Raw genomic sequence first — 18463 nt, forward strand, 5'->3', positions numbered from 1 at the left:
AAGTTGTGTATTTTTATATTGTTATATTCTTTATATAAATAATGAAATGCATAAATGTTTGAATCGATTCGCCGAGCTTTATTGTCACTAACATCATTGAGTTTGTTGGCGTGTAATAGCATAGAAACAAATACAAGGGACATATCGTCAGTTCCTTTTGAAGAGGTTTCTAAACCAAATGTGGTGTTAATTTTGATCGATGATCTCAATCACTATGGCATAACAGCCTATGGCGCAAATCGGTTACATTCCTATGATGGTGAATTCAAACATAAAGTATTTTCAACCCCGAGTATTGATAGCTTAGCCCAGAAGGGGGTGTTGGTAGAGAGGGCTTACGCGCATCCCATTTGCGAAAATACACGGATTTCGTTAATGAGCGGCAAAAGAAATAACCGGAATTATTTAAGACCTAAATCACAACATCATTCTGATTTAACTTTTGGCGATGCTTTTAAAAAAGCAGGTTATAAAACAGGACTTTTTGGTAAGTGGAAACAATCTCGAGGCACTGAAGAGATCGCCGGTCAAAGTTATTTATCTGAGTTTGGCTGGGATACATATACTGCGTTTGATGTTATTGAAGAAGGTCAACGTTTTATAAACCCGAGTCTAGTGGTCAATGGCGAAGTAGTAAATTATAAAGGTAGGCAAGACGTCGATCCAGAAACAGGGAGACGTTGGTATGGTCCGGATATAGTTAATCGCCATGCACTTCGTTTTATTGAAGAAAATAAACATCAGCCGTTTTTTTTGTATTACCCAATGTTACTTGTTCACGATGATCATAAACCAACGCCTGATACTCGCCCTAAATCCATTTTTGACAATTTTCCAGAAGTTGCAACCTATAACAATACTCTTGGAGATGATCGTCAATATTTTCCTGACATGATCATCTATATGGACAAGTTAGTGGGAAAGGTCGTAAACAAGTTAGAAGAGCAAGGTTTAATAGAAAATACTTTAATCGTTGTGATGGGAGATAACGGTACTAAGTCAACTTTTGGTCATGTTTTGCCAGACGGAACCATCTATCCTGGTGGCAAAGGACGTACAGCTGAAAATGGTATTAGAGTGCCGTTGATATTGAGTCAACCAAGTGTAATACCTTCTGGTCAAGGTTCCTCAATAAGACGTTATTCAGGCATTGTTAACATAACTGATATTTATCCAACGGTTGCTGAGAGCGCTGGTGTACATATGCCTAATGCTGATCAAGTAGATGGAGTAAGTTTTTGGCAGCAGGCTGTAGGGAAAAACAGTGTAGAACACCGAGACTATATTTATCGTTGGTATATTGGTAACAATCGATTTCCAACTGATGATTTATTGAGATTCGTTTTTAACAAAGACTATAAATTGTATGCCCCCGACAAAGATTTTCCAAAAGGGCGTTTTTTTGATTTAACAAATGATCCATTAGAGTTACATGGCGAATTTTATATCAATCGTAAGTGGGGTATTCGCAGGTATAGCGGACTCAGTTTTGACTCCTTGACGGAAACGCAACATTTAGCTTACCAAGAATTAAAGAACAAATTAGAAAAGCATAAAGAGCAACGTGTCACATCGCTTGCCATTATCGTCGATAAAAGGCAGCTAACCGTAGGTGAACGTTTAACATTTGACGTTGAGGTTTTACCTAATTCAGCGCAACGACAAGGTGTTATATGGCATTCAACGGATCCAACAATTGCGACGGTTGATAAATTTGGCGTAGTTACCGCTTTACAGGTTGGGGAAGTCGAAATACAGGTGTATTCATGGGATGACGCAAAGCCATTGGCTGCTAATGAGGCACCGAGTTATTTACGAGAAGGTCTATCGGATATGGTTAAAATAGAAATAAAGTGAATACGAGTGACTCCTGAAGGAATTTGAAGTGCTGAAAAGATAATAAATTGGAATGATTTAGAGTTAATCAAACTCTCTATCTCAATCAAATACAGGTAAAAAAATGAATAATAAAATATCTCGACGTGATGCGTTAAAAGTTTTTGCGGCTGGTTTAGCAGCAACAGGCGTAGCGTGTTCAACAAAATCCACAAATATGATCAGCAAACCTGTGTTACAGAACACAATTAAAGACAGTTGGAGTAATACCCACAACAGAGTTTGGTTAGGTGGTGAATATTGGGCCAATCCAATGGAAGATTGGCGAATAAACAATGGTGCTGCAGAGTGCGTTACAACGGGTGGTCAACGGAGCGTGCACTCATTACAACATCAGTTGGTTGATACCACTAAAGCATTCAGAACGTCTGTACGTGTAAAGTTAGCAGAACAAGGCATCAAAGATGGTGGCGCGTCTATCCGATTTGGTATTCGCAGCGAAATAAATGAATATCGTAGTAACTGTTTTGTACAACAAGGTTTAGACGTAGGGATAATTGCTAATAAAATAGCGCTAGGAGATAAACGTAAACTGCTATCCAGACCTAATGTTAATGAAGAATTAGAAATTATAATTTCTGGCGCCCCACAAGCACAGTTGGTTGCCCTTGACGTTGAAATTAAATCGGCGACCAGTGGTGAATCCCTTGGTCGTATGGCGTCTTTAGTCGGCACGGAAGAGTTATTAGGAAACCTTGCTGTCGTGAGTAATTTTGAAATACCTTCTTTTGAAAGTGGGCCACAACAGTCCCGTAGTGATGGTGGCCGTTATCAATTTAAAAATTGGCAAATCGAAGGTGAAGCTTTTAGTCATAACGTAAAGCAAAAATTTGGACCTATCCTTTGGACTATGTACACCTTAAACAACAGTCGCAGCGCTGAAGGTTTTGTTATGAACCTGAGTGTGCTCACAGGTCCGCTAGGCAAGAAAGACTCTAAACAAGTAATATTACAAACTTTCCAAAATGGTGATTGGCAGGTCATCAGTAAAGCTGAACTGGATACCGATGCTTGGGTTGCTTCCTTTAGAATCGTTAACTGGGATGAAAAACAAGCAACTCCTTACCGTGTTGTTTATGGCGAAGGACAAGTAGACGGGACAACAAAACTAGACGTTTATGAGGGAATGATTAGGGCAAACCCTTCTGGGCGAAAAATGCGTATGGCTGCGCTGACATGTCAAAATGATTATGCATTTCCATATGAGCCTGTTGCTAATAATGTAGTAAAAATGGACCCTGATTTAGTGCTGTTCTCTGGTGATCAACTTTATGAAAATCACGGTGGCTTTGGCATGATCCGTGTGCCAGCTAAAATGGCGATTTTAAATTACCTTCGTAAGTATTATCAATTTGGATGGGCCTTCAGAGATGCCATGAGAAATGCCCCGACAATTTGCTTGCCGGACGACCATGATGTGTTGCAAGGTAATTTGTGGGGAGAAGGGGGCAGCCCAATGCCATTTTCTGCTCATGAAGAAAACAGAGTAGACAAAACCGGAGGGTATATTGAGCCAATTAGAATGTTGAATGTCGTACATCGCACTCATACAGCCCATCATATGAAACCGGCTGATCCTACACCATCAAAAAATAATTTGAGTGTGTATTATGGCGAATTAATTTATGGCGATGTTAGCTTTGCAATTGTCGCCGATAGGCAATGGAAAAGTGGTCCAGAACGATTAGACATTTTAGTTGGCACCTCAGGCAATGAAGAAGATCCTAATTTTATAAATCCCAAATGGGATTCTCCAGATTTACATTTGTTGGGAGAACGTCAAGAACAGTTTTTAAAAGTATGGAGCCGTGATTGGCGAGAACATAAGCTGAAAGCTCTGATATCTCAAACTATTTTCGCAAGTTTAGCCACACATCAAATGACCCCTAAACATTATTTAAAATATGACTTCGACGCTAATGGTTGGCCAGCATCAGGTCGCAATCGAGCTGTAGAAGCAATAAAAGGGTCTAAAGCCTTACATATTTGCGGAGACACGCACTTACCAAGTGTTTCTCAATATGGGTTAGAAAAACATCGTGATAGTAACTGGGCGTTCTGCACTCCTGCGATTGCGGTTGGTTGGCAACGTTGGTGGCGACCTGATGATGTAGGTTTGAAGTATACTCATCGTCCTGAACACGGTATGGCGAATACCGGTGAATATTTAGATAGCTTTGGCAATAAAAATTATATTTATGCCATAGGCAATCCAGAAGTTAGTCGCTCAAAAAATAGATATGTAATGGCACATGAGAAAAGTAGTGGTTTTGGTTTTGTTACTTTCGATAAGGAAGAGAAAACCTACACTATGGAAGCATATAAATTCATGGTGGATATCACAGATGGGAAATCGAGCAATCAATTTGATGGTTGGCCTTTAACAATCAAGCAATCGGAAAATCAGAGTGTTTGATTTTACAGATGATAAAAAGATAACAAAGATTAAGAAACCGCTGAAGTATCTGATTTTGAGTTTATTTTTTTGCAATACAATTAATGCTCAAGCCTCAGAACTGCCCCCGGTGTTGATGAAACAGGGGGCTTATACGATCTACGATAAACAAGCGCTTGATTTACTTGATCTTGGTGCAAAATTAGAAGTGTTAGCATCAGGTTTTGAATGGACTGAAGGGCCAGTTTGGGATGATAAAAATAAACGTTTATTATTTGTCGATATTCCCAATAATAAAATTCATTCGTATAGTGAATTACAAGGTGTTACTGACTTTTTATACCCGAGTGGCCGAGTAAATGGTTTGTTAATTGATGCTGAGGGCACATTAGTGATGATGTCCACAGCGACTAGAACGGTTGCGAAGTTGAAAATGACTGAGCGTGTGAAAGCATCAAGCGTCCAGCATATTGTCAGCCACTATAAGGGAAAGCGACTCAATAGCCCGAACGATGTCGCTTTGCATCGCTCTGGGGTCTTGTTTTTCACAGATCCACCTTATGGATTACCAAAACGTATGGACGATCCTAATAAGGAGCTCGACTTTCAAGGGGTATATCGTTTGTCAGTGGACAATAAATTATCTTTAATAGATGACGAACTTACATTTCCAAACGGTATTGCAATATCACCAAGTCAGGACAAGCTTTATGTTGCGGTATCTGACGACGCTGAGCCTGCTTGGTATCAATACCTGTTAGATGCACAAGGTAATGTCATTGATAAATCTTTGTTATTTAAACCCAAATTTTTAGGCATTGAGCATGGCACAACGGATGGTCTTAAAGTACATAGTACTGGAACTGTTTTCGCGACAGGTCCTGGAGGGGTTTGGATATTTTCTTCTGACAAGCGATTGCTAGCACAAATAGCCATGCCTGGCTTTACTGCAAACTTGGCATTTAATGGCGATGAATCTCTTATATATTTAACAGCCCATAAAGAATTAAGACGGTTGAAATTGAGACACGCCGATTAGTTTATTGTTGCTGGATAGATTACTAAATTCAATTTTAAGAAAAGGAGGCCTGAACATTAAGTTCAGGCCTAATATTTACCACTATTTTGAAGGTATTATTTGGCTAAACGTTGCTGGTACATCTTGCCTGTTACTTCTTTAACCGCCTTTATTAATTCAGGGTAAGGCGTGTCAGTAACGTTTACAAAACCTATATTGGCATTTTCTCCATCAAGTGCCCGACCGGTAATAGGTTCATCGACATACTGGAACCAATGCGCGCCAACCATATAAGGTTTTGATAAAACACTTTGCATATACGCTGTGTATTTTCGGGCTCGATCTTTTTGATCGCTGGCATGAACAATACCAGGATTGAACATCCCGGAATCTGACGCTGTGCCAATATGAAATTCACCAATCGTTACCGGTAAATCGACTTCTTCTAAAAATTGCCAGTAGTCATCCTGCATACTGTCTTCGTAAATGTTAAAACTCAAAACATCAGAATACGCAGTAGATGCCTTAATAATTTCATCAGGCATTCCCCAGTTCGCCATTCGTGCTCCCATATATAAATGGTTTGGTAGAACGTCTTCTAACGTGTTGTGGACAACGATAAAGTACTGTTCACCTAATAACTCTAACATTTTAGATAGATCTGCTACGTAGGCCGCAGTATGTTGCTCAACAACTGCGTTTTTAGCAAATGTCTTCCAACTTGCAAATGTTGAATTCCAGCTAGAGTTTAATGCCGAGATAGATTGATATTTTTGTTTTAAGTGTTTAGTGAACGCTTGTTTTGCTGGGCTTTCCAAACTGTTTTTGGATAGCGCATCCAATATTATACCGTAACGTGCTTCAATACTGCCTTCACGTTCGCCCCAGCTTTTTTCATTGTCGATAAAAATACCAGCACACCAAGGAGAATTGTTAATGTTTTTCGCAATTTCTTCAATTGTCGCGCGGGCACGTTCAGCGAATACCGGATCAAAAACATCTGGCATTAACCCCCAATGATTTACTTTACCTGACAATGTTTTGAAATCACCAATGATCCAGCCATTCGCAAAGTAAGGTACTTGTTTTTTCTCATAAAAGTTTGGGTCAACCCAGTTACCAAAAGAGGTGAATCCCCAGTTTTTCATGCGCTGCAAGGTAACGTCATACCAAGAATCCATGAAGTTTTCACCGTATTTACGTTCTAGGTTAGCCCGATAAAAGTTAAATGTTTCGCCGTGGTCCATAGCGCCTTTTAAAGCCCACCGACGGTAACTGTAGTGTTTGGCGAGCGGTTCATTATATTCGGGTAACCATGCAAATAGGTTGCGTCTAATATCCGATGATAAGTAGCGTGTTTGGCGAGTTTCGTCTGAAACGTGTACAACGCCCATTGAGTCTTCAGGGGTCAATTCATCAGGGGAACGATATCTTACCTTGTCATCCTTAAAGTCAATTCCAGTCAATGTAGACAAGTTCGCCATGCGAACATTGGCCGGGCCATGGGAAAAGTAAAGATAGCCGTCGGGGTCAACCATCCACCACTTTCCTTGATATTTCTGGGTACGAAAATAACCAGTGGCCTCTAGTTTTGGGCCAGCTTTGTAGCCACCAAATCGTGAACGAGTTGGATCAGGTTTGGCGTCTTTAAGCGCCGTCAACTCGGCTTGCGTGTTTGCCGCTAATTGCGCATCGTTATCGATATGTAAAGCCGTTTTATTGTTATTGTTTTGACCATATTGATCTAACACATTAGTCATCCAGTTTGGATCACGTGGTGGGTTTTTTCGGATCCTAATATTATTGATTTCAATTGTATTATCTTCAGCAAGACCAATTGTTTGAAAGGTCAACGCTTTAATTGTTGATACGTCAACGTTATCGTGGCGCCACGAACGCCATATCATTAATTGGTCTTTGGTCTGCCACGGGGGTTGGTCCCCCCAAAAACCCGCTTCGGTTTCGGCTTCTTTTCCTGATAATGGGAAGTAAACCGTTCCTTGATATCCCTCTGGAATGGCGATGGACCGGCTCTGAGCCTCGCCATCTTGATTTTCTAGCAACAAATAAAAGTGACTTGAGTGAGCGCTTAAATTTTTAACGTCAAATGCAAGATTGTGCTCAGGAAAATTGGAGAGTAACCATGGAGAGGCGGGTTCAATTCGAACTGTTGATATGTTTTCTGATGCTTTGAAATTAATGATTAGTGATTCATTATCGATCCAATCATACTTTGCTGTTTCAGCTGTTATCCAACTGGATTTTTGTCGCTGTAACTTCGGTAACAAGTCCAATAATAGGGTTTCTGTTTCAAAGTGGTCTACTAGTGCTGATTGAGACTGCTTTGCTAACTGAGGTTCGCCGTTTTGGTAGCAACCTACCAGCACCAACGAGGACAACAGAGCCGCAGTAAATAATGGTTTAAATTGAATGTTGTTGTTATTCATTTATTTCCCTTGTGATTGAATTTTAAACACGTCCCATTGTTTGTGTTAAATAGTTAATTGTCAACAATCAAAGGTGAAAAACAAGGCTAATGAGGATAGCACTGTATGAATCATAGTGGTTTGCGGTTATGTAAGCTTTAGCGTTTTGTATTAACTAACTAATTCGTTTTAAGTAGTCAGCATGGTTAGGCAATCGTACAACTTTCTTTTGAATATCTTGTTCAATGTCGTCAAGAAAACGCTTTAATTCACTCTCTGAGAGTTCGTCGGCAATTGGGTGATGGTTATCTGGGATCAAACCTTGCCCAATCATTACCTGCAACCATGAGTCGTTAAAAATTTCGTTTTTCCGTTGCACAAATCGACCCGTTTGTTTAAACATATCCATTCTTTGTTGCAGACTTGGCGGGACTTTCATTTCTTGACAGAACTGCCAAAATGGTGAGTCATTGCGGTCAGTTTGTTTGTAATGCAGAACAATAAAGTCTTTAATTTCGTTGTAGTCCGTCTCCATATAATAGTTGTATTCATCGACTTCCAGCTGATTTATGCCGTATGTTGGGAAATACTTAATAAGTTGTAAGATCCCCTGCTGAATGAGATGAATTGCCGTAGACTCTAGCGGTTCAATAAAGCCACCGGCCAAGCCAATTGCGATACAGTTTTTATTCCATAGTGTTTTTCTGTGGCCCGTTTTAAATTTTAGCATGCGCGGTTCAGTTAACATTTTACCTTCAACAGATGTTACTAATGTATCGCGGGCTTCGTCATCACTCATGTAATCGCTACCGTATACAATGCCGTTACCCATCCGATGTTGTAAAGGAATACGCCATTGCCAGCCAGCCTTGTGAGCAATAGAACGCGTATAAGGGAGCGGTGGTGTTGCGAGTTCGGTTTGCACTGCAATTGCTCTATTCATTGGTAACCAATGGGACCAGTCGACAAATGGTGTTTTTAATGTTTCATCAATCAACAGCCCTTTAAACCCGGAGCAATCAATAAAGAAGTCTGCCTCTACGGTAGGACCGTCTTGTAGCTCAAGCGCATTGATATAACCATTATCAGGGTTAGTTTGTACGTGATTGACTAAACCTTCTTGCCTTTTCACGCCTTGTGATATGGCTTTGTCTCGCAGCAAATTCGCATATAAACTGGCATCAAGATGATAGGCAAAGTTTGGACCGCCTTGGAGATGGGCAAATTTACCTTGTAAAGCAGCTTGGGTTTCTAAGTTGTAACAACCAAAAGGCTTGCTGATCCCAAGCTCGATGCCCCGTTGCCAGTATTCATGAAACCCTGCTGCCCACATACCTAGCCCTGTAGAGCCAAAACCATGAAAGTAGCTTTCTCCTGGTTTACGCCAGTTTTCAAATTGAATGCCGAGTTTAAAACTGCCTGACGTCTTTTTTATAAACTCGCTAGAATTTACCCCTAACATATCATTAAAAAAGTGAAGACTCGGGATTGTCGCCTCGCCAACGCCAATGGTTCCAATTTGTTCAGATTCCACTACCGTGATGTCAACTTTAGAAAGCGCTTTAGATAAGAGGGCCGCGGTCATCCACCCTGCAGTACCACCACCCAAAATAACGACTTTACTTACTTTATGTTGCATATCAATTGGCTCCCCAACGCCTTGGTCATTTTTGCCATGACTCTACTTTAATATAGTGTACTTTACATACTATACACAACTAGTCAATTGTAAATTGTCAACAATGAAAAAGTGGGATACAGTAAATACCGAACAAAATAATAACCAGTAAATTAAGTAGAGTGTCATTATGAAAATGTTAAAAATAATTTGCATGATATTAATTTTGGCTGCTTTCCAAAGTGCAGCCGCTTTAGATCCAAACATTAATTATCTAAACAAAGGCAGTGCGGTATCGCCATGGGAGTTGGGGTTAAATTATGGTAAGACCAAATACATAGGAGAAAGTGTCGCTACAGTTCGCAGTAGCTTGCAGGCGTCTCCTGCAAAAAAATCTGTTGATGGCGATGCTGTTCGATTTAAGTGGAAACCGAAAGGGATTAAAAACGAATGGGGCAGTGTTGACTCGAATATTCTGACGATGAATGTGACCAATAAGATGAAACACACAGACCTAACGAGTGTCATTGACCGAGCGGCGCTAACCTTCGATGTAAAGGTAAATAAAGTCCCAAAAGAAAACGTTGAATTGATGATGGAGTGCGCTTGGGATTGGAAATGCCGGACGAAGTTCCCACTTAAAAATGCGTTTAAACGTGCGCCTAAAGGAAAGTGGGTTTCTATCCCTATCCCGCTTAAATGTTTGGCAAATGAAGGGTTTGATTTTAGCAAAGTGACAACCATATTTAGCCTTCAGACTGTCGGTAAATTAGACATAGAAATCAGCAACATTCAATTGACTGGACTTGCTTCTGGTGAAGTCAATTGTGGTTAGTTTTAATGTAATGCGAACCAATGTGCTTTTTTACTTATTGAGTAAGCGCATTGGGGAGCCCTAAAAAGTAAAAATGGCCACGATTTATTGTCAGTAACAGCAATACCCTTAGATCTGGTTGTACAATAAATGTCACCTTTTAGTTACCCAGACTTAAAATTATCAGTGGATAGCTGTTGATTTAGGTGGCAAATAGACCGAATAAAAATATCTACCTTATATTCTTCAAGGCTGAAATCTAATTTCACCTTATCATGTTTTTTAACTTATCCAACTTTTAGTAAGGGGAAGGTTGGCGACTAATCGTTTTGGTAATGATCTGTATTTGTTACTAATTTTCACTTACACCCGATGAAATTTCGTTATCGCCATAACAAAGGTTATTTCCCCGCGAATTATAGCCGAAAACCAATGTTCGATTTATTTAACTAGGTTAAAACTATTTTAACTTTCAACTTTACATACCTAAAATTAATGTGTAGATTGTTAACAATAAACTGTAATTAGTCTTCTACTTTGAGAGTGAGTTATGCCAATTCGCAAAATTAAATCGATAAAAAATGCGATTTATAACATTCCGTTGAAAGAAGTTTTGTCTGACGCCAAACATGGTGATCATACTCACTTTGAAATTATCGTTAGTACCATCTTTACGGATGATGGGTATGAAGGTACGGGTTATACCTATACCGGTGGAAAGGGCGGCAGGGCCATATTTTCGTTGCTAGAAGACGAAATTAAACCAACGCTAATTGGTGCTGATGCCAATGACATTCAAGCCGTCTGGAATAGCATGTATTGGAATTTACATTACGTAGGGCGTGGTGGAATTTTAAGTTTCGCAATGTCAGCGATAGATATCGCTCTTTGGGATATCAAATGTAAAACCTTAGGCAAGCCACTATATCAGGTCGCCGGTGGCGCTAGTGACCGAACCAAATGCTACGCTGGCGGAATAGATCTTAATTTTAGTCAAGAAAAGCTGTTAACGAATATTCAAGGTTATTTGGATAGAGGATTCCATGCAGTAAAAATTAAGGTCGGTAAAGAAAACTATTTAGAAGATGTTGCCAGAGCCGAAGCCGTGCGCAAACTGATCGGCTCTGACATTAAGTTCATGGTGGATGCAAATTATTCAATGTCTGAAAAGCAGGCAATCCAATTTGCAAAAGCCATTGAACCTCTTGATATCACCTGGTTTGAAGAACCAACCTTGCCAGATGAGTACGAGATGTATGGACGTATCGCCGATGCGACGACAATACCTTTGGCAATGGGTGAGAATCTCCATACTTGGCATGAGTTCACGTATGCATTTGCCCAATCTAAACTGGGTTTTGTTCAACCTGATGCATCAAATATCGGTGGCATTACGGGCTGGTTAGAAATCGCAGAACTCGCGAAACAACACAATATTCCAGTATGCAGTCATGGAATGCACGAATTACACGTGTCATTGCTGTCTTCTCAGTCACACGCTGGTTATTTAGAAGTGCACTCATTTCCAATTGATGAGTACACCACACGTCCAATTCAAATCGAAAATGGCTTGGCGCTCGCGCCTGAGCTGGTTGGCACAGGTGTCGAGTTTGACCCTGTTTTAGTTACTCCACATTTAGTCAAGACTTCTTAAATTTATAGGTAAAAACATGTTAGCAGCTCAATATATTGGTAATAAAAATTTCAACATCGTTGAAGGGCAGGCGTTAAAGCCAGGTGCAGGTGAAGTGCGTCTAAATGTCGGTTATGTTGGTATCTGTGGAACAGATATGCACATTTATCATGGAGTGATGGATCAACGTGTTAACCCTCCTGCGACTATCGGACACGAAATCTCAGGCGTTGTTGCTGAATTAGGTGACGGCGTAACCGGTTTTTCTATTGGTGATAAAGTTGTAGTACGCCCATTAGATTGGTGTGGTGAATGCCCAACTTGTAACGCCGGTTATACTCACATTTGTCAAAATCTTAAGTTTATGGGAATTGACTCACCGGGTGCGTTCCAAAACTCATGGACAGTTAAATCGCGTACATTGCATAAATTACCTGCAAATGTTGATTTGCAACAAGGCGCACTTATCGAGCCTTTATCAGTAGCATGTCATGACATTCGCCGTTCACGCTTACAAGCTGGTGAAAAAGTGGTTGTTTTAGGCGGTGGGCCAATTGGTCAATTGGTTGCAGCTGTTGCCAAAAGTGTTGGTGCAGAAGTATTGGTTTCTGAGCCAAATGAAAGCAGACGAGCATTTGCCACAGAAAAACTAGGAGTGAGTGCCGTTAACCCAATTGACACGGACTTAGCGAAATTTGTTGACGAGTGGACAGAAACAAAAGGTGCAGATGTCGTATTTGAAGTCTCTGGAGTAAAACCTGCCATAGATGCAATGACACAAATTGCTGGCCGACGCGGTCGTATTGTTATGGTGGCTATTCACGCCCAAGCACCTGAGATTGATTTGTTCCAATTTTTCTGGAAAGAGTTAGAGTTATTAGGAGCACGTGTTTACGAAGCGGCTGATTTTGACTGGGCTGTTGAGCTAATTTCTTCTGGTAAAATTGATGTTAGACCATTTATCAGTTCAGTAAATGAGTTAAAAGACATCGGTAAAGCATTCGCTGGGATGGATAACAATCCGACTGGTATGAAAGCATTGGTTTCATGTGGTGCGGAATAAACCGATAAACCATTAATATCCTAAACGCTTATATCGCTAATTAATTTATTGGTTTTCCCAGGCTTTTGGGGAAACCAAAGAGAGAATAAAAAATGTTAGAAAAATTCAATTTAGAAGGCAAAGTGGCCTTAGTAACTGGCGCTAAACGTGGCATTGGTAAAGGTATTGCATTGGGACTAGCAGAAGCTGGCGCTGACATTATCGCAGTATCAGCGAGTTTAGAACTTGAAGGTTCTGAAGTCGAAAAAGAAGTCAAAGCTTTAGGTCGTAATTTTAAAGCTTACCAATGTGATTTTTCAGACCGTGATGCTCTGTACAAATTTATTGAACAAGTAAAAGCTGATTTTGACCAAATAGATATTTTGGTTAATAACGCAGGCACTATCCTACGTGCACCAGCTGCAGAACATGGCGATGACTTGTGGGATAAAGTGATTGACGTTAACTTAAACTCGCAGTTTGTTCTTAGCCGCGAAATTGGCAAAGATATGGTTGAACGAGGCAGTGGTAAGATCATATTCACTGCATCTTTATTGACTTTCCAAGGTGGAATTACCGTACCTGGTTATGCTGCTAGTAAAGGCGCAATTGGTCAGTTAGTTAAAGCATTAGCAAATGAATGGGCAGGTAAAGGCGTAAACGTAAATGCCATCGCACCTGGTTATATTGACACTGACAATACTGAAGCATTACGCAATGATCCGATACGTTCAAAATCGATTTTAGATCGCATACCACAAGGTCGCTGGGGCACCCCAGATGACTTTAAAGGCCCAGCTGTGTTTTTATCGTCAGACGCAGCTTCTTATGTAAATGGTACCATCTTGTTAGTAGATGGCGGCTGGATGGGGAGATAATCCAATGCAATTTCAAAATAATGTAAATTTTATAAATGGCGAATACGTTGCGTCAAAAGTAACAGAAACGATCGATATCTTAAGCCCATCAACGGGTGAGAAAATTGGTGTTATCCCAAAAGGTTGCGCAGAAGACGCACAATTCGCGCTAGAAAACTCAGACGCTGCACAAAAGAAGTGGGCTAAGCTAACGGCGCGTAATCGTCAGAGTATATTACGTAACTTTGCGAATAAAATTCGTGAAAACAAAGATATTTTAGCGCCAATGATTGTTGCAGAGCAGGGTAAACTGTTATCGGTTGCTCAAATGGAAGTGGATGTTACTGCGACATTTATTGATTACGCCTGTGATAATGCATTGACTATCGAAGGTGACATTTTGCCTTCAGACAATGAACACGAAAAAATCTATATTCACAAGGTTCCTCGTGGTGTTGTTGTGGGAATTACCGCATGGAATTTCCCACTTGCTTTGGCGGGTCGTAAAATTGGTCCAGCCCTAATTACGGGTAATTCCATTATTGTCAAACCCACGCAGGAAACGCCATTGGCGACAACCGAACTCGGTCGTATAGCAAATGAAGCTGGTATTCCAGCGGGTGTGTTAAACATTATAAATGGTTCAGGTTCAGTGGTGGGTCAGGCACTTTGTGAAAGTCCAATTACAAAAATGATCACCATGACAGGGTCAACGGTAGCAGGTAAGCAAATTTACAAAACCTCTGCAGAATATATGACACCTGTTATGCTGGAGTTAGGTGGTAAAGCACCTATGGTCGTTATGGCCGACGCCGACCTTGACCAAGCGGTTGAAGGCGCATTATGGGGACGTTTTGCTAACTGTGGACAAGTTTGTACTTGTGTTGAACGTTTGTATGTACAAGAAAGTGTCTATGATAAGTTTATGGCAAAGTTTTTACCTGCCGTTAAATCACTCAAAGTGGGTGATCCGATGGACCCTGAAACACAAATGGGCCCTAAGTGTAATCAACGTGAAATTGAAAACATTGACCATATTGTTCAAGAAAGCGTTAAGCAAGGTGCAACCGTTGCCCTTGGCGGTAAAACGGCAAATGTCGATGGTTTTGAAGGTGGTTGTTGGTACGAACCAACGTTATTAGTTGACGTTGAACAAAGTAACATTGCCGTTCATGAAGAAACATTCGGTCCTGTTTTACCTATTATCAAAGTGAAAGATATGGACCAAGCTATTGAATACTGCAACGACAGTATTTATGGGTTAAGTGCTTACATTTACACGAAAAACTTCTTTGATATTCATAAAGCCATTAGCGATTTAGAAGTCGGTGAAGTTTATGTCAACCGCGGTATGGGTGAACAACATCAAGGTTTCCACAACGGTTGGAAACAATCTGGCTTTGGTGGAGAAGACGGTAAGTTTGGTCTTGAGCAATATTTAGAGAAAAAGACTGTTTACCTTAAAGAAACCCCGTAAACGCATATGTTTTAAATTAAAAACTAGTCCTGTGTCTGCTCAGAACACTAAATCTGAGTCCTGTTGTTTTATAGCGATGTTAGCGAAAGCTACATCGCTTTTTTTTGCCTGCAATTTATACCAGCCCATTGAACAAAATGGGCCAATAATAATTGAAGAAAAGCGAGTAAACAAAGGAGATTGCAGCAAAAACAACCCCGATTAAAACAACCCCGATTAAAAAGAGGTAGCTAAACGCTGGCCTGTAATGGTCACCTTGTATGTGACCAATTAGTACGTCTCATTGGAAATCGTTACATTACCGCCTGACGTCCATGTTGTAAGTTTATCGTGCCACTCCTTAGTGTCCCAGCCTCGTTGTTCAGCACGGTAAATGGCATCTTTAATCATTCGAACAGCATCTGCTCGCTGGCGTTTGTCTTGCTGTTCATATGCAAGGGCCATTAAATATAATATTTCGGGATTGTCACCATTTAAGTTCATTAGCGGTTGTAAGTAGGTTAACGCTGTTTTGGCATCGCGCAGTTTTGGGTCCGTAGCATTTAATTTAATATAGGCAGAGCGCTTTAACGCCAACTCATGACCCTGTTTCGCGGCGCGTTCTAGCCAAAAGTGTGCTTTGTGTTCATCAATCTCTATCCAAGGGCTAGTTAAACAGAGTTCACCGACCAAGTATTCGGCATTTGCGAGACCATTTTGTGCCGCTTTAATCAGCCAATGTGTAGCTTCTTTTATGTTTGTCTGCTCTCTATACATTTTGCTGCCTAGCACATATTGCGCCTCTGCTACGCCAGCGTCTGCTGACTTCCTAAGCAATGTTTCTACTTCGCCTGCTTGTCGTTTTATTCCGTCGAATGCCATTAAAACAACGGCATACAAATATTGATCTGATGGAGTTAGAAGGTCGTTTTTACGTTTGTTTGTGATGTGTCTAATCCCACTATATATTTTTTTATAGTCTGTACGTAAGTCACTGACATTAAGGTGCTGCTGGGCTAGACCTAATCTAACCCGTTTAAAAAATGGTATTGTGGATTCATTAAATATTGGTTTAGCAAATTTCACTTCTTTTAGTTGTCTCAATGCTCGACGAATAGAGCCATATTGTTGAATAACATCGATATGTCTTACGGTGCCGTCCGCAGCAATTGATAAATCCGCAATTAGCAAATAAGGGCTTTTTTGGCTTCTCATCGAGGTATTACTTACATAGCTACTGCCAAACTCATCTGAAAAGTCAGAATCGACTGATAAATCTAAATCCTCCTCGTCAAGGATGTTGTCAATTATGTCATCTTCAATATCCAATAAATATGACTCGTCACCGTTTGAAAATTTAACTTTTTTTGACAGATTATTGGTTATCAACTGGGGCAGAATATTGGTATTGATTGATTTTTTTCCGTATACGGGTTCCAGTCGCTGTAGCTGTTCGACGAGGTTTTGTTTGTCCGCAGGGGAAAGCTTAGCGGATAACAAACTGGCTAGTTTTTTTGAGTTTTTAAAGTCATATTGCGCCGCTAATGTTAGCCAACTGATGACCATGTTTTTGTCTTGTTCAACGCCTAAACCCTGGTTGTATATCACGCCAAGAGTATGCAACGCTCTGGCATTGCCGGCCTGCGCCGCCGCTTTATATTCGGTAATGGCACTTTGATAATCACCGGATTCAAAGGCAATATCAGCGAGTTTTATGTTGGCATCAACTGGACCGGTCGCTACGATAAGTAAGGACACGAATAAAGTCTGAAATTTGGATAGCGTCATGAGTGTCCTAAGGACGGTAGTTTTGTTATCTGTTTAAAACAAATTACAACGGAAGAACCATAATTTAATATTGAGAATTGATAAATAATTTCTATTTTGGTTGGATCTAAATGTTTAACCAAAGAAGTTAGATTTTTGTTTTTTTAACTTTCTATCAACTCAAAACTAAGCGTGTCGTTGTTAATGTAAACGTAAAGTTAGTGGTGTAGTATTGTTGTGTAACCCAGCAAAGAATACATCCAAGGGCTCTGATTTTATGCGTTTTTTCTACTTAATATTTGTTTTTTTATTACTCGCTTTGCTCAGTGCATGTGGCACAGGTCAACACTTTAAAAATATCGAACAAGGGACAAGCCCAATCAATACATCAACACCGATTACATTAAAAGTGGCCACATTTAATGTCAGCATGGAAGCCACTAATTATGTAGAAAACAACCAAAAAGCCATGTCGAATGCAGCGTTGCGAACAGCCCTTAAGTCTGGAGAACACCCACAGATAAAAAATATTGCTGAAATCGTGCAACGTGTTGCGCCCGATATAATACTGCTTAACGAATTTGATTACATTGCTGACAAGCAACAGGGCATTACGTTATTTAAACAAAAATACCTAGAAGTTAGCCAGCGAGGTCAGCAATCTATCAGTTACCCCTTTGTCTATCTGGCCCCGGTTAATACCGGTATGAAAACGCCTTTCCATCAGGATAAAAAAAGTCGTTTGAGTCATTTTGGGTTTGGCAAGTACGAAGGTCAATATGGCATGGTTTTATTGTCAAAGTATCCAATTGGCCCCACTGAAGTCAGGACATTTCAGCATTTTCTTTGGAAAGATATGCCAAACCATTTGATGCCTAAAGAGACGGACGGTAATCATTGGTATCGTAAAAATGAAGTTGAGTTAATGCGTTTGTCGTCAAAGTCTCACTGGGATATTCCGGTAATGGTTTGTGGAGAAACCATTCGGGTTTTAGCCAGTCATCCGACGCCTCCTGTATTTGACGGACCAGAGGATAGGAATGGCCGCCGTAACCATGACGAACTGCGTTTTTGGGCAGATTACATTAACAATAGCAGCACAAGTTATCATTATGATGATAATGGCACTAAAGGGGGGATTCCGGATAATTCTCCATTTGTTATTTTAGGGGACTTAAACGCAAGCCCAGTAGAAGGGGATGCATTTCCTGGCGCCATCTCGCAATTGCTAACGCATCCAAAAGTAAACAGTAAAATAATCCCAGAGTCAGAAGGGGGCGTGCTAAATCGCAATGCCAGCGAGTTCGCTGCAAATCATACAGCATCATGGGGGATAAGAGCTGATTACGTTTTGCCTTCCATTGATTTTAATGTGATGTCTAGTGGCGTATTCTGGCCAAAGCCGCAAAGCCCGTTATCGCGCCTAGTTTCGACTCGGGAAGCCTCTTCAGATCATAGATTGGTTTGGGTGACGCTGCAATTACCAGTCAAGACCAATGACTGTATAAGTAAAGATTAGAGCGTAGTTACTTGAACGAACA

General features: G+C 40.5%; 12 protein-coding genes. 9 read left to right on the forward strand and 3 right to left on the reverse strand.

Annotation, left to right across the window (positions count from 1 at the left end; genetic code table 11):
* The first annotated feature begins 54 nt into the window (after positions 1–54).
* The 3 genes from KO525_RS16345 to KO525_RS16355 all read left to right on the forward strand — a co-directional run bounded on the left by KO525_RS16345 (position 55) and on the right by KO525_RS16355 (position 5330).
* Positions 55–1857, forward strand: a complete 1803-nt coding sequence (locus tag KO525_RS16345; RefSeq protein ID WP_215964898.1) for a sulfatase-like hydrolase/transferase — start codon at positions 55–57, stop codon at positions 1855–1857.
* Between the two features lie 103 nt (positions 1858–1960).
* Positions 1961–4312 carry an alkaline phosphatase D family protein gene (locus KO525_RS16350; RefSeq protein ID WP_215964899.1) on the forward strand — a complete coding sequence of 784 codons (2352 nt, stop codon included), beginning with the start codon at positions 1961–1963 and terminating at the stop codon, positions 4310–4312.
* Complete coding sequence (locus tag KO525_RS16355; protein ID WP_215964900.1) at positions 4305–5330, forward strand: SMP-30/gluconolactonase/LRE family protein; 1026 nt, start codon at positions 4305–4307, stop codon at positions 5328–5330. Before KO525_RS16350 ends, KO525_RS16355 begins: the two co-directional genes overlap by 8 nt.
* Positions 5331–5425: 95 nt before the next feature.
* Here KO525_RS16355 and KO525_RS16360 read toward each other — a convergent pair whose 3' ends face one another.
* Positions 5426–7756, reverse strand: a complete 2331-nt coding sequence (locus tag KO525_RS16360; protein WP_215964901.1) for an agarase — start codon at positions 7754–7756, stop codon at positions 5426–5428.
* A 154-nt stretch (positions 7757–7910) separates the two neighbouring features.
* Complete coding sequence (locus KO525_RS16365; RefSeq protein ID WP_215964902.1) at positions 7911–9374, reverse strand: tryptophan halogenase family protein; 1464 nt, start codon at positions 9372–9374, stop codon at positions 7911–7913.
* 169 nt (positions 9375–9543) lie between these two features.
* Here KO525_RS16365 and KO525_RS16370 point away from each other — a divergent pair, with 169 nt between their 5' ends.
* The 5 genes from KO525_RS16370 to aldA all read left to right on the forward strand — a co-directional run bounded on the left by KO525_RS16370 (position 9544) and on the right by aldA (position 15176).
* Entirely contained in the window at positions 9544–10188 is a 645-nt protein-coding gene (locus tag KO525_RS16370; RefSeq protein ID WP_215964903.1) for a putative glycoside hydrolase, read from the forward strand.
* 529 nt (positions 10189–10717) lie between these two features.
* Positions 10718–11821, forward strand: a complete 1104-nt coding sequence (locus tag KO525_RS16375; protein WP_215964904.1) for a mandelate racemase/muconate lactonizing enzyme family protein — start codon at positions 10718–10720, stop codon at positions 11819–11821.
* A gap of 16 nt (positions 11822–11837) precedes the next feature.
* Positions 11838–12863 (forward strand): zinc-binding dehydrogenase, encoded by a 1026-nt coding sequence (locus KO525_RS16380; protein WP_215964905.1) that lies wholly within the window; start codon positions 11838–11840, stop codon positions 12861–12863.
* A 92-nt stretch (positions 12864–12955) separates the two neighbouring features.
* Entirely contained in the window at positions 12956–13720 is a 765-nt protein-coding gene (locus KO525_RS16385) for an SDR family oxidoreductase (protein ID WP_215964906.1), read from the forward strand.
* Positions 13721–13724: 4 nt separating this feature from the next.
* Complete coding sequence (gene aldA, locus KO525_RS16390) at positions 13725–15176, forward strand: aldehyde dehydrogenase (protein WP_215964907.1); 1452 nt, start codon at positions 13725–13727, stop codon at positions 15174–15176.
* A gap of 270 nt (positions 15177–15446) precedes the next feature.
* On the opposite strand, the gene KO525_RS16395 is transcribed toward aldA, so the two are convergent.
* Positions 15447–16943 (reverse strand): tetratricopeptide repeat protein, encoded by a 1497-nt coding sequence (locus KO525_RS16395; protein WP_215964908.1) that lies wholly within the window; start codon positions 16941–16943, stop codon positions 15447–15449.
* A gap of 256 nt (positions 16944–17199) precedes the next feature.
* Here KO525_RS16395 and KO525_RS16400 point away from each other — a divergent pair, with 256 nt between their 5' ends.
* Positions 17200–18441 (forward strand): endonuclease/exonuclease/phosphatase family protein, encoded by a 1242-nt coding sequence (locus tag KO525_RS16400; RefSeq protein ID WP_215964909.1) that lies wholly within the window; start codon positions 17200–17202, stop codon positions 18439–18441.
* Positions 18442–18463: the final 22 nt, after the last annotated feature.

Source organism: Psychrosphaera sp. B3R10, assembly GCF_018861025.1.
GTDB lineage: Bacteria > Pseudomonadota > Gammaproteobacteria > Enterobacterales > Alteromonadaceae > Psychrosphaera > Psychrosphaera algicola.

What these genes read in the sequence shown, in the direction of transcription:
- KO525_RS16345 (WP_215964898.1), top strand. Translation starts at nt 55, where the DNA reads ATGTTTGAATCGATTCGCCGAGCTTTATTGTCACTAACATCATTGAGT.
- KO525_RS16350 (WP_215964899.1), top strand. Translation starts at nt 1,961, where the DNA reads ATGAATAATAAAATATCTCGACGTGATGCGTTAAAAGTTTTTGCGGCT.
- KO525_RS16360 (WP_215964901.1), bottom strand. Translation starts at nt 7,756, where the DNA reads ATGAATAACAACAACATTCAATTTAAACCATTATTTACTGCGGCTCTG.
- KO525_RS16365 (WP_215964902.1), bottom strand. Translation starts at nt 9,374, where the DNA reads ATGCAACATAAAGTAAGTAAAGTCGTTATTTTGGGTGGTGGTACTGCA.
- KO525_RS16370 (WP_215964903.1), top strand. Translation starts at nt 9,544, where the DNA reads ATGAAAATGTTAAAAATAATTTGCATGATATTAATTTTGGCTGCTTTC.
- KO525_RS16375 (WP_215964904.1), top strand. Translation starts at nt 10,718, where the DNA reads ATGCCAATTCGCAAAATTAAATCGATAAAAAATGCGATTTATAACATT.
- KO525_RS16380 (WP_215964905.1), top strand. Translation starts at nt 11,838, where the DNA reads ATGTTAGCAGCTCAATATATTGGTAATAAAAATTTCAACATCGTTGAA.
- KO525_RS16385 (WP_215964906.1), top strand. Translation starts at nt 12,956, where the DNA reads ATGTTAGAAAAATTCAATTTAGAAGGCAAAGTGGCCTTAGTAACTGGC.
- aldA (WP_215964907.1), top strand. Translation starts at nt 13,725, where the DNA reads ATGCAATTTCAAAATAATGTAAATTTTATAAATGGCGAATACGTTGCG.
- KO525_RS16395 (WP_215964908.1), bottom strand. Translation starts at nt 16,943, where the DNA reads ATGACGCTATCCAAATTTCAGACTTTATTCGTGTCCTTACTTATCGTA.
- KO525_RS16400 (WP_215964909.1), top strand. Translation starts at nt 17,200, where the DNA reads ATGCGTTTTTTCTACTTAATATTTGTTTTTTTATTACTCGCTTTGCTC.